The sequence below is a fragment of the Mycolicibacterium sp. Y3 genome, from assembly GCF_051188035.1.
Taxonomy (GTDB): Bacteria; Actinomycetota; Actinomycetes; order Mycobacteriales; family Mycobacteriaceae; genus Mycobacterium; species Mycobacterium fluoranthenivorans.
Genome location: NZ_JAVQLT010000001.1, coordinates 2,105,084 through 2,129,298 on the forward strand (window position 1 = coordinate 2,105,084; position 24,215 = coordinate 2,129,298).

Genomic DNA, 24,215 nt, shown 5'->3' on the forward strand with positions numbered 1-24,215 from the left:
GACTCGCCGGACCGGCGGCGCACCTGGTCACGCGGAATTCAGCGAGGCCTGGCTACTGTGCAGACATGACCCGACCGACCCTGCGTGAATTGGCCACTCTGCCCGCCCTGCCGGCGAGCTTGTCCGAGTCCACCCTTGTCCTGATCGACTGCCAGAACACCTATACGCAGGGCGTGATGGAGTTGGAGGGCGTGCAGGCGGCGCTGGACGAGGCGGCGGCACTGTTGGATCGCGCTCGCAGCGCCGGCATCCCGGTCATCCACATCCAGCACGATGACGGCCCTGGCTCGCTGTATGACATCGCGGGCGAGTCGGGTGCGATCGCCGGCCAGGTCGCCCCGCGCGGCGGGGAACCCGTCATCGTGAAGAATTTCCCGAACTCGTTCGTGCAGACCGACCTCGAGAACGAACTGAGGACCGTCGGGGCGACGAACCTCATCCTGGCCGGGTTCATGACACACATGTGCGTCAACTCCACGGCGCGAGGCGCGTTCAACCTGGGGTTCGCGCCGACGGTGGTTGCCGCGGCGACGGCCACCCGCTCGCTGCCCGGCCCCGACGGACCGGTGCCCGCGGCGGCCCTCCAGGCGGCCAGCCTGGCCGCGCTGTCCGACTTGTTCGCCGTGGTGGTTGCCGACGGTGCCGGCATCCCGGACTGAGCACCGGCCACGGCACGCCAGCCGCGTCGTGACGGAGCGGACAGGAAAATGGCAGGCGCAGGCGTGCGTCATCGGCGAAGCTTAAGGGTGTGAACACCCAGTCGCCGACGTCCCCGCCCAGCACCCGCGTCACCCGGCTCCGCGAGAAACAGGACACCTCGCGAGACGGACTGTACGAACTGCTCGACAGCACACCACTGGCCACGGTCGCCCTGGTGCGCGACGGGCATCCCGTCGCGTTCCCGATCGGATTCGCGCGTCTGGCAGACGAATTGGTAATCCACGGTTCCACGGGGTCGCCGTGGCTGCGCGCGCTGGCCGACGGGGCGGCCGCGGCGGTGTCGGTGACCACCCTGGACGGGGTGGTGGTGGCGCGCAGCGGTTTCGAGTCCTCGTTCCGTTACCGCAGTGCCGTTCTGTTCGGGACCTTCGAGGCGATCCCCGAGGCGGAGAAAGGCGATTACCTGAACGCCCTGACGGACACTTTCATCCCGGGACGGGTGGCCGAACTTCGACCGAGCACCCGCCGGGAGCTGGTCGCCAGCATGGCGCTGCGGATGCCGATCGGTGCCGACAACTGGTCGCTCAAGGTCAGCGCGGGCTGGTCGGAGGATCCCGAATCGGATGTCGAGGCCGGCGCCTGGGCGGGACTGGTACCGCTGTCGCTGTCCTACGGGACGCCGGAGGCGGCGCCGGACTGTGACCCGTCGATTCCGGTGCCCGACTCGGTGCGCGCCATGACCGGGACCGTGCGCAACGTCGCGCCGCCGCTGCGCTGATCGGCGCGCCTGGCAGAATCCGCAGTATGCGCATGTCGGCGAAGGCGGAGTACGCCGTGCGTGCCATGGTGCAGCTGGCCACCGTCGGCGACGGTGGCCTGGTCAAGACCGATGACCTGGCCAAGGCGCAGGGCATCCCGGCCCAGTTCCTCGTCGACATCCTGTCCGACCTGCGCACCGACCGGCTGGTGCGCAGTCATCGCGGCCGCGACGGCGGATACGAGTTGGCCCGGCCCGCCGCCGAGATCAGCATCGCCGACGTGCTGCGCTGTATCGACGGGCCGCTGGCCAGCGTGCGCGATATCGGCCTGGGCGACCTGCCGTACTCCGGTCCGACCGCGGCGCTCACCGATGTGTGGCGGGCGCTGCGCGCCAGCATGCGCTCGGTGCTGGAACAGACCACCCTCGCCGATGTGGCCACCGGTGAGCTGCCCGCGCATGTGGCGACCCTGGCCGCCGACTACCTCGGGCAGGAGACCGAACGCGGTCACGGCTGAACGTGACAGGCGATCCCGTCGATGAGCATGCGCAATCCGCGGGCGAAATCGTCCTCGACGGGGGTGGTGATCGCCACCTTCGCCAGCGCGGCGATGTGCGGATGGTCTGCGCCGGCCACCGAGCCGATGCGATCAGCCGCTTCGGTCGCGCTCCCGGTCAGCGGCCCGGCCAGGGTGCTCTGGGCACCACCGATGACGAAACCGAACACCCCGTGGAACGCGGCAAGCAGCCCGGTGTCGGTGAGGCCCGCCCGCCCCAGCGCGGCGACCAGTGCATCGACGATGGCGAATCCGGTCGGTGAGGACATCCGGCGGGTCAGCACCAGCGGGACCGCAGCGGGATGCGCGCGTACGCCCTCCCACATGGCGTACGCAATGGCGTGCACGTCGTGGCGCCAGTCATCGGTCGGCGCGGGCAGCGGGATGTCGGCGACGACGGCCGCCACCACGAGTTCTTCCAGTCCGGTCTTGTCGGCCACATAGTTGTAGACGGTCATCGGACCGGTACCCAGGGCGGTCGCCAACGAGCGCATGCTCAGCGCCGCCAAGCCCTGTTCGTCGACGATGCGCAGTGCGGCACCGGCGATTTCGTGCACCGTGAATCTTGCTCGCATCCGAATCCCCTTGACAAGTACGACGTACGTATTGCAGTCTAACTCATACGTACATCGTACTTATGAAGGTGGTTACCCATGCAGACAATCCCTACCGAGCGCATCGACTTTCAGTCCGGGGGCACGCGTTGCGCAGCCTGGCTGACCCTGCCTGACGGGCCGGGACCGCATCCGGCCGTCGTGCTGGTCCACGGCCTGGGCGCGACACACGAGATGATGCTGGCGGTCTACGAGCAGCATTTCGCGGCGGCCGGTATCGCCACCCTGGCCTTTGACTACCGACACACCGGTGCTTCCGATGGTCAACCCCGGCAACGGATTTCCCTGCACGCTCAGGGTGAGGACGTGCACGCCGCACTGGCCTTTCTGCGCACCGACCCCGCGATCGACAGCACCCGGCTCGGGCTGTGGGGCACCAGTCTCGGCGCGATGAATGTGGTGCGGGTGGCCGGGCAGCGTGCCGATATCGCGGCCGCCGTCGTTCAGTGCCCGATCGTGCACGGGCCCGGTGCGGCACGCAGCTTGGGCATCCTCGGACCGTTGCGGCTGGTGCCGGCCGTCGCCGAGGACATGCTGCGGACACTGATCCGCCGCGGTCGCCGGTATATCCCGATCGTCGGGCCACCCGGCGGATTCGCGATGGTGACGGCCGACGGCGCTGAAGCGGGGTGGAACTCCACCGTGCCTGCTGGCGCCGTCTTCGACAACCGCATTGCCGCTGGCGGAGCGGTCGGCATCGTCACCACCTCGGCGCTGCGGCATGCGGCTCGGGTGCGCGCGCCACTACTGGTCTGCGTCTGCGACCGGGAGAATCTGATGGACCCCCGCTATGGCGAACTCGTCGCGCGGCGTGCCGCGAATGGTGTTGCCCGCCATTACGATTCAGACCACTTCGCCATCTACCACCCGCCGCTGGTGGATCGGGTGCTGGCCGATCAAACGGTCTTCCTGAAGGAGCATCTGCATGTCGGCGCGTGAACGGCTGCGGGTCAACGATGAACGGCTGCTCGCCGTCCTTGCAGAGCTGTCCGCCGACGACTGGGCGGCACCGAGCCTGTGCGCCGAATGGTCCAACCGCGATGTCCTGGCGCACCTGGTCGTCGGATATGGCTGTGCCGTCGGCGAGTTCGCTGCCGAACTGCTCCGCCGCCGCCGTTTCGACCCGGCCAACACCGCGCTGGCCGTCCGGCTCAGCGTCCGCCGCTCGCCGCAGCGACTGCTCGACGACCTGGCCCGACTGATCGCCGTCCCGACCGGCACGGGCCGCGCTTTCCCCCGCCGGCTGCTGCTGGGTGACCACGTCACCCATGAACTCGACATCGTCTATGCGCTGGGCCGTGAACCGCAGATCCCCGCCGACATCCTGGCCGCCGTGCTCGACACTCAAGTGACACTGCCCAACCCGTTCGTTCCCGCCTATCGCAACAGCCGGGGGCTACGGCTGGAGGCCACCGACGCAGACTGGACGTACGGTCACGGGCCCGCGGTGTCGGGGCGCGCCGCGGAATTGGTCTCGGTGTTGGGCAACCGCCCGCGGATGCTGGGGGCGCTCAGCGGGGACGGCGTGGTAATCCTTGAAGCGCGCGTCAGCCAGTCGGCCAATCACCGTCCGCGAGCCGTGCCCAGGATGGGATGATCGCTACGCCCGGTGGTGTTCTTCGGATGCGGTGACGCACGAGGCGAAGGCGGTATGTGATGGGTGAGTTCAACCTGAACGACCTGGCGGTCCCGATTCTGGTGGCGCCGATGGCAGGTGGTCCGTCCACCCCCGCGCTTGCGGCGGCAGGGTCGGAGGCCGGTGGTCTGGGGTTCATCGCCGCCGGCTATCTCTCGGCCGACACGTTCGCCGAACGGTTGACTGCCACCCGTAAGCTCACGACGCGACCCCTCGGGGTGAATCTCTTTGCGCCCCAGCCCAGCGCGGTGCAACCCGGCGATATCGACCGGTACATCGCGGAGTTGGGCGGTGAGGCGGCGCGCTATGGCGTGTCCCTGGGCGAGCCGAAGTTCAACGATGACGACTGGGCGGCGAAACTCGAGGTCGTGCTCGACATCCGGCCGGAGGTGGTGTCGTTCACCTTCGGTTCGCCCAGCGCCGCGGAGTCCGCCCGGCTGCGCGCCGCGGGCATCACGACCGTCGCCACCGTCACCACGCTCGCCGAGGCGCAGGAAGCGGTGGGCAAGGGTGTCGACGCGTTGGCGGTGCAGGGCCCGGCCGCCGGCGGACACCGCGGCACCTACGACCCCGCCGCCCGGCCGGCCGCTCAACCCCTCGATGAGCTGCTGGCCGAGGTAGTCGCGGCGACGGGGGTGCCGGTGGTGGCTGCCGGTGGCCTGGTGACGGCGCAGGATGTGGGCCGGGTGCTGGACGCCGGTGCCGCCGCGGCCCAGCTGGGCACCGCCTTCCTGCTCGCCGACGAAGCCGGTAGCAGCCCGGTGCACCGTGCCGCGCTGCAGGATCCCGCATTCACCGAAACCGTTGTCACCAAGGCCTTCTCGGGACGATACGCGCGCGGTTTACGCAACAGGTTCATCGACGAGCATGACGAGAAGGCGCCGCTGGGATACCCGGAGGTGCACTACCTGACCAGTCCGGTACGTGCCGCATCGGTGCGGGCGGGGGACCCGCAGGCCACCAATATCTGGGCCGGCACCGGATTCCGGAGTATCACTACGGGCCCGGCCGCCCAGATCATCGGCGCGCTCATCTGAGCGTATCGACGGTCACGTCGCCGTCATCGGAGCGGACGTTGATCTGGGCTGCGGCGCGTGCGGCATCGCTGGTCTCGGGGACGCGGACGGTGGCCGACCCGCCGGACTGGGCATGTACCAGGTAGGGGCCGGGGGTGGGCAGCGAGAGCGAGATGTCACCGTCGCGGGTCACCGCGTCCACCCGGCGTGGCGCCACATCCGCGAATTTCACCGCGATCTCACCGTCGGTGGTGGCCGCATCGAACGACTCACCGACCGAAATCGGTTCCCGCGCGGTGATATCCCCGTCCTGCGCGCGCACCTCGACGCGGCGGACCGCGCCGCGCAGCACGACCGCGCCGTCCGAGGTGCTCGCGGTCAGCTGATCCAGGTCGGCCTGGGCGAGCAACACACCGGTGTTCTGGCGCACCGTCAGCGCGAGCCGGCGCCCGGTCTCCGGCGGCAGGGTGACGGTGACCTCGCCCGGATCGCCGAAGTCCAGGATCCCGTCGGCGGCTCCGTCCACGGTGACATGAGTGCCGTTGGCGTCATTGGTGACTCGCAGGTACTGATTGCTGTTGCGGCTGGAGGCCACCATGCGCAGATCAATGCGGGGTTCGGTGGCGTTGCGGTCGGCGGTGATGCGCACGGCCACCGGGGAATCGGCGGTATCCAGGGTGAGCGACCGGATCGCGGCGGGCAGCGTCTGGTGGTCGGTCACCACCCGGAAGGCGCTGAGCCCCCAGGCCAGCGTCCCGAAGGAGGCGATCGCACCCGCCATGACGACGACGGCGATGCCGACCAGCAGGACTCGGATGGCGTTGCGTGCGCCGTCGGACACCGGGGGTGGTCCGGCGGGTGCCTGGGGCGGGGTGAGAATGCTCATGGGGCAGTACCTTTCAGGATTCGAGGTAGCGCAAGACGGCCAGCACCCGGCGGTTCTCGCTGTCATCGGGGGTCAGCTGCAATTTGGCGAAGATCGACGCGATGTGCTTCTCGGCCGACCCGACCGAGACATGCAGTGCGGCACTGATCGCCGAGTTCGACTTCCCCTCGGCCATGAGCTGCAGCACCTCCCGTTCGCGCGGTGTCAGTTCGTCGAGCACGACGCGGCGCCGCGAACGCACCAGGATCTGCGAGACCACTTCGGGGTCGAGGACCGTTCCGCCGCCACCCACCACCTCGACCGCATCGAGGAAGGCGGGCACGTCGGCCACCCGATCCTTCAGCAGGTAGCCGAATCCCTTGGTATCCGAGGCGATCAGGTCGGCGGCGTAACGCTCTTCGACGTAGTGGGAGAGCACCAGAACCGCGGACTCCGGGTTCTGCGAGCGGAGCAGCGCGGCGGCGCGGATGCCCTCATCGGTGAACGTCGGCGGCATCCGGACGTCCACGATGGCCAGATCGGGGCGTTCGGAGTTGACGATGTTCAGCAGTCCGGTGGCATCCGGCACACCGGCGACGACCTGGTGTCCGGCGTCGGCGAGGATACGTTCGATACCGGCGCGCAGCAGGGCCGAATCCTCGGCGATCACGATCCGCATGGCAGCACCGCCGTCACGATGGTGGGGCCGGTGGCCGGACTGGACACCGTGAACGTGCCGCCGGCGGCACGGACCCGCTCCGTCAGGCCGCGCAGGCCGGTGGCGTCATTGTCGACGCCGATCTCGGCGCCACCGCACCCGTCGTCGAACACCGACACGTGCAGCACCCGAGCCGTCTCGTCCAGGCGCACCGTCACCACCGCCTGACCGGCGCCGGCGTGTTTGGCCACATTGGTCAGTGCTTCGGCCACCACGAAATAGGCGACCGATTCGACCTCATCGGGCAGCCTGCTGGGCAAATGGACATCGAGAGTGGTCGGCACGCCCGAGATCTGGGTGCGCTGCACCACCGCCGAGAGCGCGGCGTCGAGCCCGCGGTCGGCCAGGATGGTCGGGGCGATTCCGCGCACCACATTGCGCAGCTCGGCCAGCGCACTCATCGCGTCGGCGTGTGCCTCGCCGATCAGGGCTTTGGCCGAGGCCGGGTCGGTGTCCAGTTTGGTCTGCGCCAGCCCGATGGTCATCGCCAACGAGACCAGTCGCGGCTGGACACTGTCGTGCAGGTCCCGTTCGATGCGGTGGCGCTCGGTCTGCGCCGAGGACACCGCACCTTGCCGCGCGTCGGCCAGCGCGCTGACCTGGGACTGCAGTGCTGCCGTGGGGGAGGCGGCCAGCAGCCAGCGATCGATCTTCGCGTCGACCGCGGGGGCGAACACCAGGAGCGCGATCGCGGCGAGCAGTGCGACCACGGCCAGCAGCCAGGCCAGTGGTGGCGAGAGGAAGGACAGCCCGGAGTCGGCGTCGCTGCGCCGGATCGCCGAGGCGAACGCCGGGGCCAGGAAGGCGAAGGCCAGCAGCGCCAGGGCGAGTCCACAGACCAGCAGGTCGTACGTCATCCGCAGGTAGTGCTGGCCCACCGCTTTCCAGAACCGGCTGCCGCTGATGTCGAGCCACAGCTGGTGTGCCCAGCGCTGGAATCCGGTGTAGGGCGACATGGTGCGGGGCGGCACGGCGATGTGCAGGCCGAACACCGCCTCGCTGCGCACCCGTTCGACCCACTCCACACCCCGCATGAGGTAGACGAACACCACTGCGGACAGCACAAATCCGATCACCGACGGGATGGAGGAGATGCCGATCACCAAGATGGACAATGGAATCCACAACCACACGGTGGCGAGCGCGGCGCCGGTGACCATCGACGCGGTGGGGATCACCCCGAGATCACGCCACCGGTGGACCGCCGTGGTGTCATCGACCGTATCGACGGTGTCGTCTGCAGTGCCGGACCAGATTGCGACCATGGGTCCAACCTATGGACAGTCGATGTCCGGCGACACCACGTTTTCCGCCGAACCGGGCGGGGGATAACCCCCGGTTACTTGGGTGCGGTGAGTTCCAGCGCGATGTTGTCGGGATCGCGGAACTCCAGGATGTAGGCCGGCCCGATGTCCTTGACCGGCCCGTGCTCGATACCGAGCGCGTCCAGGTGTGCGCCCGCCGCGTCCAGGGCGGCCCGGTCGGCCAGCCGGAACGCCAGATGATCCAGGCCGGTGCGGTCCTCGTGGAAGTCGCCGTCGCCGACGGGCCGCAACCCGATCAGGGCGCCACCCAGGTCGTAGATGACCCCGCCGTAGAGAAACGCCAGTGCCTCTCGTGTCGAGGTATCGGCCCCTGGCGGCAATTCCACCAGTACGGGCCAGCCGAAGACACCCTCGTAGAACTGCCGCGAGCGTTCGATATCGGTGACCGTGAGCCGCACGTGTGCGATGGATGTCGTGGAGATCGCCATGACCCCATACTGGCAGTCCGCGCTCGTGCCAGAATCCCCGACGTGCATGTGGGAATGACGATGCCGGTGATGGAACCGGGTCTGAACGCGGCGGTGCTCAAAGAGTGGGCGAAGGTCATCGACGAAGGACCGTTCTCGTCGCTGTGCTGGGGTGAGCGCATCGCGTTCGACAACCCGGACTCACTGACCCTGCTCGGGGCGTTGTCGGCCTGGACCGAGCGGGTGCGCCTGGTGACCACGGTGGTGGTACCCCAGCTGCACGACCCCGTGCTGCTGGCCAAAGGACTCGCGACCGGCGACCTGCTCAGTGGTGGCCGGCTCACCGTCGGTCTGGGGGTCGGGGGGCGAAACGAGGACTATGTCGCCGCCGGTGCGGACCCGGCGACCCAGACCATGCGGCAGATGGCCGACCGGGTCGCGGTGATGAAGCGGGTGTGGAACGGCGAGAAGGTGACCGATTCGGTGCTGCCGGTGGGCCCCGCACCGGTGCAACCCGGTGGCCCGGAGCTTCTGGTCGGCACGATCGGCCCCAAGACGGTGCGCAGCGCCGCGCCGTGGGCGGCCGGATTGGCCGGTATCACCATGGATCTCGACGTGGACAAACAGAACGAGTTGTTCGATGTCGCCCGGGCTGCGTGGGCGCAGGCCGGACGGCCGGCGCCGCATCTGGCCACCTCGTTCTGGTTCGCCCTCGGCGACCAGGACACCGCCCGCGCCCAGGTACACCACCACCTGCGGCGGTACATGAACTGGATCCCGGTCGAGTACGTCGACGCGATCGCGCCGACGACCGGGTGGGCCGGGACCGAGGAAGAACTGGTCGAGGTGCTGCACCGGTTCGCCGAGATCGGCACCGACGAAGTGCATCTCATCCCGACGTCCTCGGACATCGGACAGTTGCGCCGCGTCGCCGAGGCGGTACGGGAGTTCAGCTAGATCCGTGCCGGCCGATGTTGGCGTCCAACGGCTTTCGGGTCCCGGTGGCTTCGTGCAGCAGCCACGCCAGCGGCACGGTGGTGGCCAGTGTCGCGATGACGAGCACCAGTGTCGAGCCGGTGAAGAGTTGCCAGCCCAGCACCAGGTGCATCGTGATCGCCATCATCACCACGTGCAGGAGGAACAGCTCGTAGGAGATGTTGCCGATCCACACCATCGGCCGGCTGCCGAGCAGCCGTGTCCACCGTCCGGTATCGCCGAGCGCGAGTGGAGCGGTGACCAGCATCGCGACCGCCGCGTACAACAGCGCCCTGGACACCGGATGCGCACCGGCCGGCGTGGCGGCGACCAGATAGGCCAGTGCCGCAGCAGGGAGGGTGGCCACCGCGCGTACCCGGATCCCGTTCTCCTGCAGCACCGCGAGTGCCATTCCGGCCGCGAACGCGGCGAGATGCGCGGGCAGCCACATGCCTGCGGAGTTGGGCAGCCAGTCGGCGTGCGATGCCAGGAGCAGCCACAGGGGTGCGATCGCGGCGAGCGCGCCGAGGCCGGCCAGCACCGGACCGGGCCGCCACCGCCGTCCCATGAGCAGGCGGGCCAGCAGAGGTAGGACGGCGTAGAAGGAGGCTTCCACCGCCAGGCTCCACATCTGCGACAGTCCCGGATGCAGATAGGTCACCAGGAAGTTGTCGGTGTAGATCTGGGTCAGCGTCAGGTGGCGCAGCAAGCCCAGCCACGTCTGGCCGGGATTCGGTTCCGGGGTGAAGTAGAGGAAGACCACATAGGTGAACAGCACGGCGGTCACATAGCCCGGCATGATGCGCCGGATCCGGGCCCGGGCGTAGCGACCCGGCCGGGGCGCCGGGGCACCGGCGGCCGCCGATCGGACGTACGGCCGGAACAACAGCAAGCCCGACAACGCGAAGAAGATCGGCACCCCGATGTCCAGATGGCCCAGCAGCGAGCCGAGGTAACCGAGGTTCAGGGCGCCTGTGGCGAACGCGGCGTGCGTGCCGACCACCATCAGGGCGGCAAGCGCCCGCAAGCCCGTGAGCGAGGCCTGCCGAGATACGGGTTCGAGGGCCGGCAGGGTGTCCGGCCCGCGCAGCGGTGTGGACGGCCCGGCAGACATCTCGTCAAGGGTAGTGAACCGGCCGGGTAAACCGTCTACAGCAAATGCGCAAAGCGAACTCGACGGCGGAAAGCCGGAGTTACACTCGCGACACTTGCTGTCGTTTCGCAGAGTCAAGCCAACGCTCGCGCTCAACAGTACGGCCACCGAGCAGTGGGAGAGATGATGCAACTGCGCTATGGCAAACACGTCGGCAGGGTCGGCGCATTGGCCGTGGCGTTGGGCATCGGATCGGCGATCGGGGTGCCGGTGGGCATCGCTTCCGCTACTCCCGACGACTCGACCGTCTCCTCTCCGGCGGATACCGGTGCGACCACCGGATCTGGATCCACCGGGTCCTCGGGTTCGGGCGGCAGCACGCCGGCAGGTGGAGCCGACACCACCGCACCGACGACAGGTGAACCCACCGGTTCTGTCACCGAAGAGGTGACGCCCGGTGCGGTCGTATCCGGTTCGGGCGGTGCCCACGCCCGTGCCGACGATGCGGCGTCCACGTCCAAGCCCACGCCCAAGCTCGCGTCCAAACCCAAGGCCAGGAAGAAGCCGACACCCACGCCGCGCACCGCTGTCGCCGAATCCGCCAAGGTGACAAGCCGGTCCGTCGCGCAGGCGAGCGCCGGTGGCTCCGCTGCGGAGAATGAGCCGCCGTCGACCGCCAGAGTCGCCGCGGCCGTGGCGCAACAGTCCGTCACCGAGGCCCCGGCGGCACTCACGGTGACGCGACCGGTCGTACCGAACCCGGTGCAGACCTTCGGCACGTTGGTCAGCGGTATCGCCCATCAGGTGGCCTCGTCGTTCCTGGGCGCGCTGCGCGGCGCGCTGGCGGACTCACCGCTGGGGTGGGTGATGCTCGGCGCGGCACGACGTGAAGTCGGGACGACCGAGGACGCGACCGCGGGCGTCGCCGCAAGGGCGATGGCGGCCACCCAAACCGTCGCCGCGGCCAACCAGCCGCCGACCGCGTCGGTCACCTGGGGCCGGCCCGACGCAACCACCGGTACCGTCCTCGGGAAACTGACCACGAGCGACCCCGAGGGGAAGACGGTCGCCGTCGGACTCGGGAACGCGCCGGCCACGGGCACGTTGACCTACAACGCCAAGACGGCGACGCTCACCTACACCCCCACCACGGCCCAGCGGTTCAACGCCTCCGCCACACCCACCGACGACACCGTGGGGATGACGCTCACCGTGACCGACGGCGTCAACACCGTGGCGGTGCCGGTGAACATCCCGGTCAGTCCGTCGCCGTTCTACACAGCAGCCACCGTCACGAACATCGCCGACCCCAGTGCGGTCGTCACCTCGGGCACCCGGGCCTATGTCGCCGATCGCAGCACCGGGAAGATCACCGTCTTCGACACGACCACGAACACCGTCATCACCACGTTCGCGGCGGGAACCGGCCCCGACGGTCTTGCCGTCAAGGCCGACGGCACCCGGTTGTACGTGTCCAGTTCGACCGGTAACACCGTCACCGTCATCGACACCAAGACCAATACGGTGAAGGCCACCGTCGCGGTCACCAATCCCACTGCCATCGCGATCAACCCCAGCGGCAGCACCGTGTACGTGGCCAGCGGCGCCACCGGCACGGTGACCAAGATCAGCACGTCCACCAACAAGACCGCCGGTACCGTCACCCTCGCCGGGGGCCTGACACCCGGTGAACTCGCGGTGAGTGCCGACGGTAAGACGATCTTCGTCGTGAGCGCGAAAGCGTCTGGCGGCGCCACCATCTCGTCGTTCTCGTCCACCGGTTCGGTGGCCACGTCGATCGCCGATGTCGGCGGTACCCCCGTCGGGCTGGCCGTCGACTCGGTCTACAAGTTGGTCTACGTCGCCGATGGGAGCGGTGGCCTCACCGTCGTCGATCTCGGCGCACACACGACGGGCACACTGGATCTCGGCCAGCCACTGTCTGGTATCGCGCTCACCAAAGACCGCAGCGCCTTGATGGTCACCACCTCGACCGGCCTCGTGGCGGCGCTGCGCACCAGCGACGGCGCGGTCGTCGGGGTCGCCGACAGCGGCGTCGCCGCGACATCGGCGCAATCCGGCACGGTACTCACCCCGGACGGGACGCAGATGTGGGTGACCGATCCCCTCAACGGCACCGTCCGCGTGGTGTCCCTGGTTCCGCAGAACAAGGCGCCCTTCCTCAACGATCCGGTTGCGGCCGTGTCGAATCCGGCCACCGGCGCGCTCGCCGGGCGCGTCGGTGTCGCCGACTTCGACGGTGATCCACTGACCTACGCGGTGACCGCCAAGCCCACCAAGGGCACATTGGTGCTCAACGCCGACGGGACCTACACCTACACGCCCACCGCCGCCGCCCGGCACGCGGCAGCCGTGCCCGGTGCGCCCGATTCGGTGACGAAGGATTCGTTCACCGTGACGGTCTCCGACGGTCGGTACGGCCCGATGACCACCACCGTCGCGCTGGCCATCGCCCCCGAGAACAAGGTCCCGACCGTCACCACGACCATCGGCAACCCGAACGCATCGACCGGTGTGGTCAAGGGCACGATCGCGACCGCCGACGGCAACAAGGACAAGCTCACGTACACGGTGAGCGGGCAGCCGGCGAAGGGCACGGTCGGCGTCACGACGGCCGGGGCGTTCACCTACACACCCACGGCGACAGCCCGGGCCGCGGCACTGGCGCCCGGCGCCACTCACGACCAGAAGATGGACACCTTCACGGTCACCGTGGACGACGGCCACGGCGGTGTCGTGCCGGTCACGGTGAATGTCAAGATCGGCGCGGCCAACGTCAAACCCGGTGGGGCCAAAGCCGTCATCGCGGAAACGAACCCCCGTTCGGGCCTCGTCACCGGATCGGTCACCGCGACCGACTCCGACGGCGACACGCTCAGCTATGCCGCGAGCAAGACCACCAAGGGCGCCGTCGTCGTCAACGCCGACGGATCGTTCACCTACACGCCGACGGCCGCTGCCCGGTTGGCGGCCTCGAAAGCCGGAGCCAGTGCGGCGACCAAGACCGAGACCGTCACCTTCACCATCGGTGACGGATTCGGTGGCACCACAACGACATCCGTGAAGGTGTCCATCGCCCCGAACCCGACTACGAACAACGCGCCGACCAACGGCCAAGCGGCCGTGGACGACACGTCGAGTGCCATCGGCACCGTGACCGGCACAGTCACCGCCGACGACCCCGACGGCGACACGCTGACCTACAGCCTGGGCAGCGGCCCGGCATTCGGGGCGGCCAAGGTGACGTCCGACGGAAAGTTCACCTACACCCCGGATGTCGACGCCCGGTATCGCGCCCTGGTGACACCCGGGGACGATACGGACACGTTCACCGTCACGGTCACCGACGCGTTCGGCGCGACCACCACGGCCACGGTCGGGGTCACGATTGCGCCGCCGTCGGCCACCGCCGTTGATCAGCGGCCCACCGAGATCGCCGTCAACGCCCAGCAGATGTACTTCTATTCGCAGACCGATACCGACAAGGCCATGGGGTTGCTCAAGGATGCCGGTATCACCACCATTCGGATCATGTTGCCTTGGGCGGGAATCGAGCCCGCCGACGGCACCTATGACTGGACCGCGGTGGACCGCGTCGTCAACAGCGCCCAGGGCAACGGCATCACGGTGCTCGGGGTGCTGGGTACGACTCCGGACTGGGCTGCGGTTCCTGGTCAAGCGCAGTACCAAGGCCGCCCGGCAGACCTGGACGCGTTCGCGGAGTTCGTCACCGAGGTGGCGACCCACTTTCAGGGCCGGGTCTCCGACTACGAGGTCTGGAATGAGCCCAATGCGGGCATCTTCTGGGCGCCGGCTCCCGACGCCGCGCAGTACACCGCGTTGTTGAAGGTGGCCTACACCGCCATCAAGGGTGCCGACCCGGATGCCGTCGTCATCGCGGCGTCGGTCGGCGCCGGGGCGGAGGCCCCGGGAGTGGCGATCAACCCGGTGACGTTCTTGGCCCAGATGTACGCGGCGGGCGCGGGCGGATACTTCGATGCGGTGTCGTTCCATCCCTACCAGTACGCGCTGTTGTTCTCGGTGGGGGAGGGCCATGCCGGCACGCCGATCACTCAGGCCGAGCAGATGTACGCGGTCATGGTGGCCAACGGTGACGGGAACAAGAAGATCTGGGCCACCGAGTACGGCGAGCCGACCTCGGATGTCTCAGAGACCGCGCAGGCGGCCTACATCGGTGACTTCCTGCGCACCTGGCGCACCCTGGAGTTCGCCGGGCCGGCGTTCCTGCACACCTTCGCGGATTACCCCGACCCCGACCCGACCCAGGCCTCGTTCGGCTTGTTCCGGCAGGACTGGACGCCCAAACCGGCGGTCGCCACCGTCGAGCAGGTGATCGCGGAGAACCAGGCGATCGAGGCCAACGTGCTTTAGCGCATCGCCCCCGAGGTCGCCGTGGGGACGGAAGCCCCCTATCAGGGCGTAAGCTTGCGGGGAAGCCCCGTTACGTGAAATGAGGATTGTTGGCTATGTCGAATCGCGTGATGAAGGGCAGCCGCCTCGGCGGCGTCAGCTACGAGACCGACCGTGACCACAACCTGGCACCGCGCCAGGTGGCGCGTTACCGCACCGACAACGGCGAAGAATTCGATGTGCCGTTCGCCGACGACGCCGACCTTCCGGGCACCTGGGCCTGCCGCAACGGGCAGGAGGGCATCCTCATCAACGGTGAGGCCGCCGAGCAGAAGCCGGTGAAGGCCGTGCGCACCCACTGGGACATGCTGCTGGAGCGCCGCTCGGTGGAAGAACTCGAAGACCTGCTCAAAGAGCGTCTGGAAGTCATCAAGACCCGTCGCCGCGGCTAGTCCGATCGGTCTCGCCGGCGACTAGGCTGGGCGATATGGCTGAGTCGATGTCCGAGAAGCGCCGCGCCAACGCGGTCGTGAATTTCCTTGCTGCTCAGCGGTATACGCGCGCCGAGGTGTTCGCCGACCCGTGCCCGGTGCCCAGTGCGGCGGGCGCGTACGGCTGGTGGTTCCGCGACATCCCGGGTGATATCGATGTCTCCGGCTGTGAACAACGCGACGGCTGGACACTGCTGTACGTCGGTATCAGCCCCGGGCCGCCACGGACAGACGGCAAACCGCACGTCCCTCAGGATCTGCGCAAACGCGTCCGGTATCACTTCGGTGCGGGCAATGCCGGTGCGGACGGCTCCACGCTGCGCAAGTCGCTGGGCGTGCTTCTCGGTGATCAGCTGGGCTTCGCGCTGCGCCGCATCGGGTCGGGCAAGAGGCAGACCTTCGCCGGTGGCGAAGCCGTCTTGACCCAGTGGATGGACGAGAACGCCGCGGTGTCCTGGGTGCTGCACCCCGAGCCCTGGTATCTCGAACCCAAGCTGATCGATGCCCTGGATCTGCCGCTGAACTTCCAGGAGAACGGGCGGAACGCCTTCGCGCCCGAGCTCAAGCGGCGGCGCCGAGAGGCGGCGGTGAAGGCCGGCAAGATGCGCGTGCTCGCGGAGTGGTCGTAGGTGGCCGCGGGGAGCCCGCGCATGCCCGGCTGAACTGCTAGAACAAGGGTGCCCCCGGCAGGATTCGAAGTAGCCGGAAGCGCGATATGCTCACCTGGCGTTACCTGCGAACATTCCTGAAAACCGTCAACTACCTGGTCAGACGCTCCTAGGTGCTGTGAGGTTCTGTTAGGTTCTGCGTAGGTCACTATTGCCCGTTAGTTGCCCAGCGAGGAGCCTCCATGACGCGCACGAAAACGCCGACCAAGCCCGTAGGCGAGCGCACACGTCGCCAGTTCGGACGTCTGCGGCAGCGCGACAGCGGTCGCTGGCAGGCCAGCTACTCGCACAACGGGGCTGTGTACAACGCGCTGGCGACGTTCCCCACGAAAGCGAGCGCAGTGGCATGGCTGGAGGATGAGCGCGAGCTGATCGAGCTGGACCGGCGGAATCCGGGAATCTGGACACCGCCCGCCGAACGCGCGGCCAAAAGGCAGGCTGAGAAGCTGACGTTGCGCAGCTATGCCAAGACCTGGCTGGACAGCAAGACGAATCTGGCGCGGCGTACCCGCAGTAACTACCAAGGTCATCTGGACAACAACATACTTCCGACCCTGGGCGACGTTGGGATCACTGAGATCACCCCGGAGCACGTGCGCTCATGGCACGCCGGTCTCGGCAGCGAGCACAAGACACGCAACGCTCAGGCTTACGCCGTCCTCAACGGCATCTTCAACACCGCAGTGGCCGACGACCTGATCGACAAGAACCCGTGCCGGATCAAGGGTGCTGCCATCGTGAAGCACGCCAAGCGATCGGTGGTGCTGTTGGACGCTGCCCAGCTAGCTCAGTTGGCCGACGACATGCCCGACGATTCGCGCTTGGCGGTGCTGCTGGCCGGATGGTGCGGGCTACGCAAGGGGGAGGTGTTCGCGCTGCGACGGGTCGACGTGGCTGCCGATGGGTCCTCGGTGCGGATTGAACGGGCGGTGACATATCGGGACGGCAAGTTTGAAGTCGGGCCGACCAAGACGCGCGAGTCGCGGCGCGTCGTCAGCGTGCCACCGCACGTGCGGCCCGCCGTGCTGGACCACCTAGACCGGCATGTGGCGAAGGCCGGTGAGGCGCTGCTGTTCGTAGAACCGTCCACAGGATCGTTCGCAGGAGAGAAGCGGTTCCGCACAGCCTGGGAGTCGGCACGCGAGACCATTGGTCAACCGGACTTGCATTTTCACGACCTACGCCATGCCGCCGGTGTCATGGCCGCCCAGACCGGTGCAACGCTGCGGGAACTGATGGACCGGTTGGGCCACACCAGCCCGAACATGTCCATGCGCTACCAGCACACTGCTGAAGGGCGCGCGGCCGCACTAGCTGATCGATTGTCGGCTTTGGCCGTCGCCCCGCCTAGATAGCCTGAATGTGACTTAGTCATAGGTGTTCTCACCTATCTGGCGAGAATCAGTAGCGCTCACACAAAACCGTGCGCTATATTCGGAAACGACAAGCGGGATTGACCCGCCGTAACTGAGGGACCAACCGGTGCCCCCTGAACGGCGAGTCAGAGGAACCGATCGACATGGCCTCCCGCATCACCCCAATCCCGCATTTCATCTCACTTCGGGATGCCGCAACCCGTACGGGGTTCTCGGTCTTCACCCTTCGCGACAAAATCGCCAGTGGCGAGCTGCCCGCATATCGGCTATCCGATAAGCCTGGGAGTGCCATCCGCGTGAAGGTCGCCGATGTTGACGCGCTTATGAAGCCGGTCATCCCCACCGAAATCGCGGCAAGCCGATGACGGACCGATTTCTGCGCGCCCGACGAGTGGAATGACTTCCATGCCAACCAGATTGCGCTCACAACGGCCGCCATGAGATTTGTTGCGCCCGGCGGGCACCACCCCGCCGGGCGACCAATGACACCCAATCCTCACGACCCGAGAGAACTAGATACGTGAAGAATACCAAGTCCGGGGATGCTTGCCCTGGATCGGCAGCAGAGGGCAACACCGCGCCATTCGCGGGACCGACGATGAACGGCCGCAACGGGAGCGGTGCGGGCGGGAACCCTGAGGCTGCTTGGATCACTATCGCAGCCCTGGTCGTCAAGTACGACGCCGACATCGACTCACCGATCTACAACGCGGTCAGCGGCGAGCTATGGGATGCACTGACCGCGTGCGTCGACAAGTACGGGATACCGCTTGACGAGACAACGACATTCGCGGAGTTCCAAGCCGTACCCGCAGCGATCTTCGCCGACCATGTCGGGGCGGTGCCCGACATGGACACGCAACGCGCCGCGATGGTGCGGGTCTCTGACACGACCGGCGTTCAACTAGACGACCCCGGAACATGGTGGGCCGCTCAGGTCAACGCAGCCGCGAAGAACGAACAGCATGGAGTCGGGCCGGGCGGCCTATTTGTCAACATCGCCGCGGTGATCGATGGCAACGCAGCGCTCAAGGCCATGCCCTCAGTGTTGGCCAGGACGGACGACAAATGCCTGTTCTACAAGGGCAAGGTCAATCTGTTGTTCGGAGATCCCGAGACGGCCAAGACTTGGATCGCACTGGCAGCCGGGGCCGAAGTCCTTTGTGCTGGCCGTCGATTCGTGTTCATCGACATGGACCACAATGGCGTGGACACCACGGTGGAGCGGTTGCACATGCTCGGCATTGCGCACGAGGTGTTGGCCGACCCAAGCCGGTTCCTATATCTGGAACCGGAAGACAAGTCACAGCTGTGCGCCGCTGTTGGCCATCTACGGATATGGGCGCCGGACCTGGCGTTGCTGGACAGTGTGGGCGAACTGCTACCACTGATGGGTGCCAGCAGCAACAGCAACGACGAGGTGACCGCAGCGTTCCGGGCCGTGGTCGCACCGCTGGCCAAGGCGGGTGCGGCGGTCGTACTCATCGACCACCTGGCCAAAAATGCCGAATCGCGACGGCTGGGACCGGTTGGGGCTTACGGAAAAACGCGCATCTTCAACGGGGCAATGGTGCGGGTGTTCCGCGTCGTGCAGTTCACGCCAGGACAAGGCGGGGTGTCGTCGCTGTGGATCCACAAAGACCGCCCCGGCGCGGTGCGCCGTGAGACCGCAGCTCCCGAGGCCGATGACGACGGTGACAACGACGAGATCAAACGCGACAACCTCCGGCGCTGGGGCGTATTCAGTATGAACAGCACACCAGTGCTCGATCGGGGCGCGCCGGTACTCGACATCCACGGCTACGCCCTCGAATCACTGTCGTGGGAAATTCTGCGTCCGAAGGGGCTACGCGGAACAGCAGACGGCACCGACATGCCCGACCCACGCAAGGGTGGCCGGCCCCCGGTGACCGACGGCGTGACCGTCGTCGGGTCGCCCAAGTACGAGCGGGCCGTCCAGCGCACCATCGTGCAGCTGTGCAAGCTCAAGCGTGAGGGTCGCATTCACGACAAGACGGCGATGTCGCGCGTACGCGACCACTTCATCAAAGGCGTTTCCCGCGAGCCATTCTCAGGCGCCTGGGAACGGTGGATTGACGCCAACCGACCGGACAATCCCACGGATGTATCGCCATTGACACCTGTCGACCCGACGGACGTCACGTTCATGGCCCCATGACCGGCCGGCAGGTAAACTCCCGCCCCTGTCCGTAGGGGTTTATGTGTCGATGCAGGCCAGATCACGTTCGTACTGGTCGGAGGTTTACCCACCAGAGTCTGCGTTTCCCCAGTTCGGTGGTTGTTCGTGCTGGTCAGAGGTTTGTGTGCCGGGCGGGCGTCCGCGGTGGGTGTTTACCTGCCGGAATCGCATTCACTTCACGCTGGCAGGTAAACCGGTATCGGAGGTTTACCTGCCAGAACTACATTCGCACTGGTCAGCGGCTTATTGGCAGCCCGGATCTTTACGTGCCGGAATCTGCTGGCTCGTGTTATAGCCGCACGTCAACGGCGGCTTTGGGCTGGCACATAAACCTCCACCCCATAACCCGAAGGGGCAGAGGGAAATTGGCTACCGACAGGCAGCCGGATTAGGAGCGGTGAAGTTCAAACCCCGATGGGCGGTGCAGGCGGCGTCAGACTTCAGACGGCAACACAGCCACACGGTCTGTGGCGGTTTCGGTCATCGTTGCGGCGGAACCGTCACGTCCGCAACGACAAAGCCGCCGTGTGATGCCATTTTCGTTTGCACCGTTTGTTGACAGGATGTTGACATGTCCACCCGACTGGAGGCACGGCACCGTGCTGAACACGCAGCGCGAATGAGTGCGACCGGCGCCACGTGGCAGGAGATCGCAGACCAGCTGAACTACCGCAGCCGTCAGGCAGCCCAGCAGGCGGTGGCGAGACTGACAGGCAGCACCCTGCCTGAGACCATCGAGTCCGTGCGGGCGAAACATGACGCCGCACTGCAACTTCTGCAGCGGGCCGACTTCACCCGCTACCTACTGGCGATGGAGGGCGGGGACGACGAGACCGCCGTTAAGTACTCGAAAGAGCTGCGCAGCATCGTCGCCGAACGCGCGAAGCTGGCAGGGGCGTACATGCCCGAACGGGCCGAGGTTGAAGTCAACGTGCACCAATCGCCCTCGGCCATCATCGAGCGGATGCGCGACGAACTGCTGGCGCTGGTGGCCGACCGACCACCACAGTCCGCCCTGGCCAACACCACCATCATCGAAGGGGAGATCGTCAGATGAACACCACCGTAGAAGACGTCATCACGGCAGCGATGTCCGTCGCCACCGACGCCGCCGACGGCAAGATCACCCCAGCCGCGCTGGAACGCCAGGCCGTGGAAGAGCTTTCGGCACTGATGCTGCTGGCCCCCGAACCTGGTACCGATCTGGCGACGCTTCGTATCGAGGTAGCTCGCCGGGTACTGGCTGAAGGCGGCGTGCCTGCCGACGAGATCAGCGAATGGCTGGCAGTACAGCGACGGCGCGAGATCCCCAACGCTCACTCCGCTTCGGAGGCCGTGGTGACGCTAGACGCCCCAGAGCCCACCACCGGTGACGATGCGCCGACCGACGACGCTTCGCCTGGCCTGGCCGTTCTGGGGGGCGAAAACGATGCCGTGGAGGACGAACCCGAACTCGAACATGCCGAGCCGGAACCGGCCCCGAGTCGCGGCCCACGTGGTGGACACATCGCTGCTCGCGGGTTCGGCGTCCCTCACGGCGGCGGCCTACGTCCCATCTGATCAGCGTCTCAATTCTATAGTTGTGCAACGTGGTTGGCTGACCCGCTGGACAGCACCATAGTCGCAGGTAGAGCGTCGCAAAACTTGTAGCATATCTAAACCCTATTTAGAGACATTTTGAGATATGCTCGTCAGCATGGCCGCAACCACGAAGCCGAAGACGGGCGCGCTGTTGGGATACGCCCGGGTGTCGACCGATCATCAGTCGCTCGATCAGCAAACTGACGCCCTCACCGCTGCCGGTGTCGATCCGAAGCGGGTCTATTCCGACAAACTCACCGGCACCTCGACCAAGGAACAGCGGCCGGGCCTAGCCGAGGTGCTCGACTACGCCCGGGAGGGCGACACGATCGTGGTTGTCGGCATCGACCGTCTCGGCCGCAATGCCGCCGAGGTCATGCTCACCATCCGAGACCTGAACCAGCAAGGCATCGTTCTGCGCAGCCTGCGAGAAGGCATCGACACGAGCAATGCCACCGGTCGGATGATCGCCGGGGTGCTAGCCAGCCTGGCCGAGCTGGAACTAGAGCTGGGCCGTGAGCGCCGGACCGCCGCCAAGGCGGCCAGGAAGGCGCGCGGCATGGACGTCGGACGCCCGAAGGCCCTGCGGCCGGACAAGGTGGCCATCGCCGAGAAGCTACGCGCACAGGGCGAACCGGTACCCGTCATTGCCGAAACACTCGGCGTGAGCAGGGCGACCGTCTACCGCGCGTTGGCCGCCAAGGAAGCTGAGGGCTGAGACGCCAACCTGCCTCATACGCCCGTCTGCCCCGGCCAGTTTGCCGATCGGGACAGACGTTTTCTGTCCCTGCCACAATGCCGCCGTATCAATAAAGCTACTGGGTAGCCCCGCAAACGACGCCGACAATACGTCAACAAGGCGGCATTAAAGTCGTTCTGGCACAGTACTATTGGGAATTTTACCTATAGCGCACAAGCGCTGGTGGCGCTATCTTGAAGACCATGAACGCCACCATCGCGTCGACCGACCCCGAGTCGAAGTCGCAGGCAGTGTGGGTCGCGATGAACGCTAACTACGCATGTCGAGGGCTACCCAAAGCGGCACCCGAACGAGTGGAGTGCCAACACGCGCTGGCGTACTACCGAGCCAAGAAAGCCATCGCCGCCGAGTCTGGACAACTGACGGGGGCGGCAGTCGATCGCCTGCGGGCGGCGCTCGCCGAGGCGGTGGCTCGATGATTCGTCGCCGTCGTACCCAGCCAGCATTGCCCCCGTTCCCGCCGATGTATCTCTCAACTCTCCCGACCGGAGTCGACCAGGCTTTCCTACGTGCACGTCGTCGCAATCATCAACCCGCCACGTGCACCGGCGCTTTCAACGTCGCCACCGAGGTCTGCGACGTGTGCACTCCGCTAGCCATCGAGATCTCGCGATTGAAAAACCCGGTGTCCATGCGCCGAGACATCGAGGACATCCTTGATGCCGTCCACGAGCTACAGGTAACCAACGTCAGCCTGATTGCGGAGTCTCGCACGCTCGCCGAAGACATCCGCGCACAATCTCGGACAGCGGCAGCTGATCTCGCTGTGCGGCCGCAGCTCCCTGAGATCGGCGACACACAGATCGTCTCCGGCACTTGGGTCAGCCCGTTGGTGCAGTACGTCGAGCCCTACGCCGCTGACCTAGCGCACCTGCTGTCCGTCGCACTGCCTCCCGATGATCAGCGGCTGAAGGGGGCGCCTAGTGCTTCTGATCGACTAGTAAAAGCCCTTCGCGGGCTCGACCATGCTGTGGCGACCGCTGAAAGGCGCCTGGTCAAAGTCGCTGAACGCCAACAGCTCCCGACAGTCGAGGAATTCAATTCTCAACAGGAGAAGCGCGTGGATGCCGAGCGCCGCCAACGGGCGCTGACCAAGCTCGGGGCGGTGTGATCGTGGCGTATCACCCGCCGGAAACACCCCATGTCTGCCCGGATTGTCATGGGCCGTCGCTGACCTGGAAGGGCAGTGAGCACGGATGGCGTTGCCGCAGTTGCATTGACCGGTATCTCGCCGTCGGTTCCGCCCGCGCCAAAGCCAGGGCGGCGGCTGAGACCGCTCGCCAATTCAGGAAGAACGCCGCGAAATCCGAAGCTATGCAGGGAGCAGCATGACCATCACCACCGAGACCGGCACACTGAACCCGATCCTCTTCCGGGCACCGCTCGTCAACCCGTCGCCGCCCGGGCTCTACGCGGCAACACAGTGGACCGACACCGCCGAAGACGAGCCCAGCCGGTTCCTGACCGGCGTCCAGGTGCTGACGGCCAACTACGACGGACAGGATGCCGCCGGAGTGTGGGGCGCTGACTGGTGCGCACAGCCCGACGACCTCGGCCCCGACGACGTCAAGGACGGCGTCCGCGCGGCTGATCCGGCGCCGTATGACCCAATGACGGTGTGGGGCTTCGCGCAATGCGACCTAACTGAATCCAGCCAGGCCGAGACGCGCGACCGCGCGGTGCAGAACTTGCGCCTGAACGAGCAGCAGATGGTCGAGAGGGAGTTCGCCGCCCGCCTGCTGGCCGACGCCGGGACACCGACGGCGACCGGCAGCCTTGTCGAGGCTGTGAGCATTCTCGAGGCGAAGTTCGCTCAACGCGGGATAGTCGGCACGATTCACGCCAGCGCGCGGACGGTTGCGTTCGCGAGCTTCCAGCAGCTGCTGGTGCGGACAGGCAGCGGCTTCACGACACCGTCCGGTCACCGGTGGGTGTTCGGCGGGGGCTACGTCGACGAGCTCGACAACAAGCTGGTGGCGACCTCCGGGCTGTATGGGTGGCGGGATCAGGTCCAGGTCCGCGAGACGATCAAGGCCGAGTGGAACAAGCACGTCGTCATCGCCGAACGGTCGGTGCTGGTCGCCTACGAGCACGCGTTCGGCGCAGTGGCGCTCTCGGGGTGAC

Annotated in this window: 25 protein-coding genes; 19 read left to right on the plus strand and 6 right to left on the minus strand. The window is 66.9% G+C overall.

Going from position 1 to position 24,215, the window contains the following annotated elements; translation table 11 throughout:
• The first annotated feature begins 65 nt into the window (after positions 1-65).
• From QN239_RS10325 to QN239_RS10335, 3 genes are all read left to right on the plus strand, one after another.
• A complete protein-coding gene (locus tag QN239_RS10325) occupies positions 66-659 on the plus strand; it encodes an isochorismatase family protein (protein WP_499010049.1) in 594 nt (197 codons plus the stop codon).
• A gap of 89 nt (positions 660-748) precedes the next feature.
• Entirely contained in the window at positions 749-1,438 is a 690-nt protein-coding gene (locus QN239_RS10330; protein ID WP_499010050.1) for a pyridoxamine 5'-phosphate oxidase family protein, read from the plus strand.
• Between the two features lie 26 nt (positions 1,439-1,464).
• A complete protein-coding gene (locus tag QN239_RS10335; RefSeq protein WP_090363957.1) occupies positions 1,465-1,935 on the plus strand; it encodes an Rrf2 family transcriptional regulator in 471 nt (156 codons plus the stop codon).
• On the opposite strand, the gene QN239_RS10340 is transcribed toward QN239_RS10335, so the two are convergent.
• Positions 1,926-2,549 carry a TetR/AcrR family transcriptional regulator gene (locus tag QN239_RS10340; protein ID WP_499010052.1) on the minus strand — a complete coding sequence of 208 codons (624 nt, stop codon included), beginning with the start codon at positions 2,547-2,549 and terminating at the stop codon, positions 1,926-1,928. The two genes, QN239_RS10335 and QN239_RS10340, sit on opposite strands and share 10 nt — an antisense overlap.
• Before the next feature lie 78 nt (positions 2,550-2,627).
• On the opposite strand from QN239_RS10340, the gene QN239_RS10345 reads away from it, so the two are divergent.
• From QN239_RS10345 to QN239_RS10355, 3 genes are read left to right on the plus strand one after another with little or no spacing between them, the layout of a single operon-like run.
• Complete coding sequence (locus QN239_RS10345) at positions 2,628-3,527, plus strand: alpha/beta fold hydrolase (RefSeq protein WP_499010054.1); 900 nt, start codon at positions 2,628-2,630, stop codon at positions 3,525-3,527.
• Positions 3,514-4,185 (plus strand): maleylpyruvate isomerase family mycothiol-dependent enzyme, encoded by a 672-nt coding sequence (locus tag QN239_RS10350; protein WP_499010055.1) that lies wholly within the window; start codon positions 3,514-3,516, stop codon positions 4,183-4,185. The genes QN239_RS10345 and QN239_RS10350 overlap by 14 nt, the downstream gene beginning before the upstream one ends.
• 59 nt (positions 4,186-4,244) lie before the next feature.
• Positions 4,245-5,261: a nitronate monooxygenase gene (locus QN239_RS10355; protein WP_499010057.1), complete on the plus strand. Its 1,017-nt coding sequence runs from the start codon at positions 4,245-4,247 to the stop codon at positions 5,259-5,261.
• On the opposite strand, the gene QN239_RS10360 is transcribed toward QN239_RS10355, so the two are convergent.
• The 4 genes from QN239_RS10360 to QN239_RS10375 all read right to left on the minus strand — a co-directional run bounded on the left by QN239_RS10360 (position 5,254) and on the right by QN239_RS10375 (position 8,576).
• A complete protein-coding gene (locus tag QN239_RS10360) occupies positions 5,254-6,126 on the minus strand; it encodes a DUF4097 family beta strand repeat-containing protein (protein ID WP_499010059.1) in 873 nt (290 codons plus the stop codon). The two genes, QN239_RS10355 and QN239_RS10360, sit on opposite strands and share 8 nt — an antisense overlap.
• Before the next feature lie 13 nt (positions 6,127-6,139).
• Entirely contained in the window at positions 6,140-6,784 is a 645-nt protein-coding gene (locus QN239_RS10365) for a response regulator (RefSeq protein ID WP_499010061.1), read from the minus strand.
• Positions 6,772-8,088: a sensor histidine kinase gene (locus tag QN239_RS10370; protein ID WP_499010062.1), complete on the minus strand. Its 1,317-nt coding sequence runs from the start codon at positions 8,086-8,088 to the stop codon at positions 6,772-6,774. The genes QN239_RS10365 and QN239_RS10370 overlap by 13 nt, the downstream gene beginning before the upstream one ends.
• Before the next feature lie 74 nt (positions 8,089-8,162).
• A complete protein-coding gene (locus QN239_RS10375; protein WP_499010064.1) occupies positions 8,163-8,576 on the minus strand; it encodes a VOC family protein in 414 nt (137 codons plus the stop codon).
• A gap of 54 nt (positions 8,577-8,630) precedes the next feature.
• Here QN239_RS10375 and QN239_RS10380 point away from each other — a divergent pair, with 54 nt between their 5' ends.
• Positions 8,631-9,512 carry an LLM class flavin-dependent oxidoreductase gene (locus QN239_RS10380; RefSeq protein ID WP_499016693.1) on the plus strand — a complete coding sequence of 294 codons (882 nt, stop codon included), beginning with the start codon at positions 8,631-8,633 and terminating at the stop codon, positions 9,510-9,512.
• Here QN239_RS10380 and QN239_RS10385 read toward each other — a convergent pair.
• Complete coding sequence (locus QN239_RS10385) at positions 9,505-10,644, minus strand: acyltransferase family protein (protein WP_499010065.1); 1,140 nt, start codon at positions 10,642-10,644, stop codon at positions 9,505-9,507. The genes QN239_RS10380 and QN239_RS10385 overlap by 8 nt on opposite strands.
• A gap of 165 nt (positions 10,645-10,809) precedes the next feature.
• Between QN239_RS10385 and QN239_RS10390 the strand changes: the two genes are divergently transcribed.
• From QN239_RS10390 to QN239_RS10445, 12 genes are all read left to right on the plus strand, one after another.
• A complete protein-coding gene (locus QN239_RS10390; RefSeq protein ID WP_499010067.1) occupies positions 10,810-15,036 on the plus strand; it encodes a cadherin-like domain-containing protein in 4,227 nt (1,408 codons plus the stop codon).
• Between the two features lie 95 nt (positions 15,037-15,131).
• A complete protein-coding gene (locus QN239_RS10395) occupies positions 15,132-15,467 on the plus strand; it encodes an RNA polymerase-binding protein RbpA (protein ID WP_090363941.1) in 336 nt (111 codons plus the stop codon).
• A gap of 35 nt (positions 15,468-15,502) precedes the next feature.
• Entirely contained in the window at positions 15,503-16,135 is a 633-nt protein-coding gene (locus tag QN239_RS10400; RefSeq protein ID WP_499010069.1) for a GIY-YIG nuclease family protein, read from the plus strand.
• 221 nt (positions 16,136-16,356) lie between these two features.
• Complete coding sequence (locus QN239_RS10405; RefSeq protein ID WP_499010070.1) at positions 16,357-17,529, plus strand: tyrosine-type recombinase/integrase; 1,173 nt, start codon at positions 16,357-16,359, stop codon at positions 17,527-17,529.
• 164 nt (positions 17,530-17,693) lie between these two features.
• Positions 17,694-17,915, plus strand: a complete 222-nt coding sequence (locus QN239_RS10410) for an excisionase family DNA-binding protein (RefSeq protein WP_499010071.1) — start codon at positions 17,694-17,696, stop codon at positions 17,913-17,915.
• Between the two features lie 485 nt (positions 17,916-18,400).
• Entirely contained in the window at positions 18,401-19,729 is a 1,329-nt protein-coding gene (locus QN239_RS10415) for an AAA family ATPase (protein ID WP_499010072.1), read from the plus strand.
• A gap of 640 nt (positions 19,730-20,369) precedes the next feature.
• The gene (locus QN239_RS10420) at positions 20,370-20,807 is read left to right on the plus strand and encodes a hypothetical protein (RefSeq protein ID WP_499010074.1); all 438 of its coding nucleotides are present in this window, start codon (positions 20,370-20,372) and stop codon (positions 20,805-20,807) included.
• Positions 20,804-21,310: a hypothetical protein gene (locus QN239_RS10425; RefSeq protein ID WP_499010077.1), complete on the plus strand. Its 507-nt coding sequence runs from the start codon at positions 20,804-20,806 to the stop codon at positions 21,308-21,310. The genes QN239_RS10420 and QN239_RS10425 overlap by 4 nt, the downstream gene beginning before the upstream one ends.
• A 124-nt stretch (positions 21,311-21,434) precedes the next feature.
• Complete coding sequence (locus tag QN239_RS10430; RefSeq protein WP_499010079.1) at positions 21,435-22,049, plus strand: recombinase family protein; 615 nt, start codon at positions 21,435-21,437, stop codon at positions 22,047-22,049.
• Between the two features lie 224 nt (positions 22,050-22,273).
• A complete protein-coding gene (locus QN239_RS10435) occupies positions 22,274-22,510 on the plus strand; it encodes a hypothetical protein (protein ID WP_499010082.1) in 237 nt (78 codons plus the stop codon).
• Entirely contained in the window at positions 22,507-23,202 is a 696-nt protein-coding gene (locus QN239_RS10440) for a hypothetical protein (RefSeq protein WP_499010083.1), read from the plus strand. The genes QN239_RS10435 and QN239_RS10440 overlap by 4 nt, the downstream gene beginning before the upstream one ends.
• Before the next feature lie 217 nt (positions 23,203-23,419).
• Positions 23,420-24,214, plus strand: a complete 795-nt coding sequence (locus QN239_RS10445) for a hypothetical protein (protein WP_499010085.1) — start codon at positions 23,420-23,422, stop codon at positions 24,212-24,214.
• Position 24,215 lies beyond the last annotated feature (1 nt).

Coding starts and splice junctions, on each gene's coding strand:
- QN239_RS10400 (WP_499010069.1), top strand. CDS start 15,503: ATGGCTGAGTCGATGTCCGAGAAGCGCCGCGCCAACGCGGTCGTGAAT.
- QN239_RS10375 (WP_499010064.1), bottom strand. CDS start 8,576: ATGGCGATCTCCACGACATCCATCGCACACGTGCGGCTCACGGTCACC.
- QN239_RS10325 (WP_499010049.1), top strand. CDS start 66: ATGACCCGACCGACCCTGCGTGAATTGGCCACTCTGCCCGCCCTGCCG.
- QN239_RS10385 (WP_499010065.1), bottom strand. CDS start 10,644: ATGTCTGCCGGGCCGTCCACACCGCTGCGCGGGCCGGACACCCTGCCG.
- QN239_RS10420 (WP_499010074.1), top strand. CDS start 20,370: ATGAGTGCGACCGGCGCCACGTGGCAGGAGATCGCAGACCAGCTGAAC.
- QN239_RS10345 (WP_499010054.1), top strand. CDS start 2,628: ATGCAGACAATCCCTACCGAGCGCATCGACTTTCAGTCCGGGGGCACG.
- QN239_RS10440 (WP_499010083.1), top strand. CDS start 22,507: ATGATTCGTCGCCGTCGTACCCAGCCAGCATTGCCCCCGTTCCCGCCG.
- QN239_RS10415 (WP_499010072.1), top strand. CDS start 18,401: ATGGACACGCAACGCGCCGCGATGGTGCGGGTCTCTGACACGACCGGC.
- QN239_RS10335 (WP_090363957.1), top strand. CDS start 1,465: ATGCGCATGTCGGCGAAGGCGGAGTACGCCGTGCGTGCCATGGTGCAG.
- QN239_RS10360 (WP_499010059.1), bottom strand. CDS start 6,126: ATGAGCATTCTCACCCCGCCCCAGGCACCCGCCGGACCACCCCCGGTG.
- QN239_RS10350 (WP_499010055.1), top strand. CDS start 3,514: ATGTCGGCGCGTGAACGGCTGCGGGTCAACGATGAACGGCTGCTCGCC.
- QN239_RS10430 (WP_499010079.1), top strand. CDS start 21,435: ATGCTCGTCAGCATGGCCGCAACCACGAAGCCGAAGACGGGCGCGCTG.
- QN239_RS10445 (WP_499010085.1), top strand. CDS start 23,420: ATGACCATCACCACCGAGACCGGCACACTGAACCCGATCCTCTTCCGG.
- QN239_RS10390 (WP_499010067.1), top strand. CDS start 10,810: ATGCAACTGCGCTATGGCAAACACGTCGGCAGGGTCGGCGCATTGGCC.
- QN239_RS10425 (WP_499010077.1), top strand. CDS start 20,804: ATGAACACCACCGTAGAAGACGTCATCACGGCAGCGATGTCCGTCGCC.
- QN239_RS10410 (WP_499010071.1), top strand. CDS start 17,694: ATGGCCTCCCGCATCACCCCAATCCCGCATTTCATCTCACTTCGGGAT.
- QN239_RS10365 (WP_499010061.1), bottom strand. CDS start 6,784: ATGCGGATCGTGATCGCCGAGGATTCGGCCCTGCTGCGCGCCGGTATC.
- QN239_RS10435 (WP_499010082.1), top strand. CDS start 22,274: ATGAACGCCACCATCGCGTCGACCGACCCCGAGTCGAAGTCGCAGGCA.
- QN239_RS10370 (WP_499010062.1), bottom strand. CDS start 8,088: ATGGTCGCAATCTGGTCCGGCACTGCAGACGACACCGTCGATACGGTC.
- QN239_RS10355 (WP_499010057.1), top strand. CDS start 4,245: ATGGGTGAGTTCAACCTGAACGACCTGGCGGTCCCGATTCTGGTGGCG.
- QN239_RS10380 (WP_499016693.1), top strand. CDS start 8,631: ATGACGATGCCGGTGATGGAACCGGGTCTGAACGCGGCGGTGCTCAAA.
- QN239_RS10395 (WP_090363941.1), top strand. CDS start 15,132: ATGTCGAATCGCGTGATGAAGGGCAGCCGCCTCGGCGGCGTCAGCTAC.
- QN239_RS10340 (WP_499010052.1), bottom strand. CDS start 2,549: ATGCGAGCAAGATTCACGGTGCACGAAATCGCCGGTGCCGCACTGCGC.
- QN239_RS10405 (WP_499010070.1), top strand. CDS start 16,357: ATGACGCGCACGAAAACGCCGACCAAGCCCGTAGGCGAGCGCACACGT.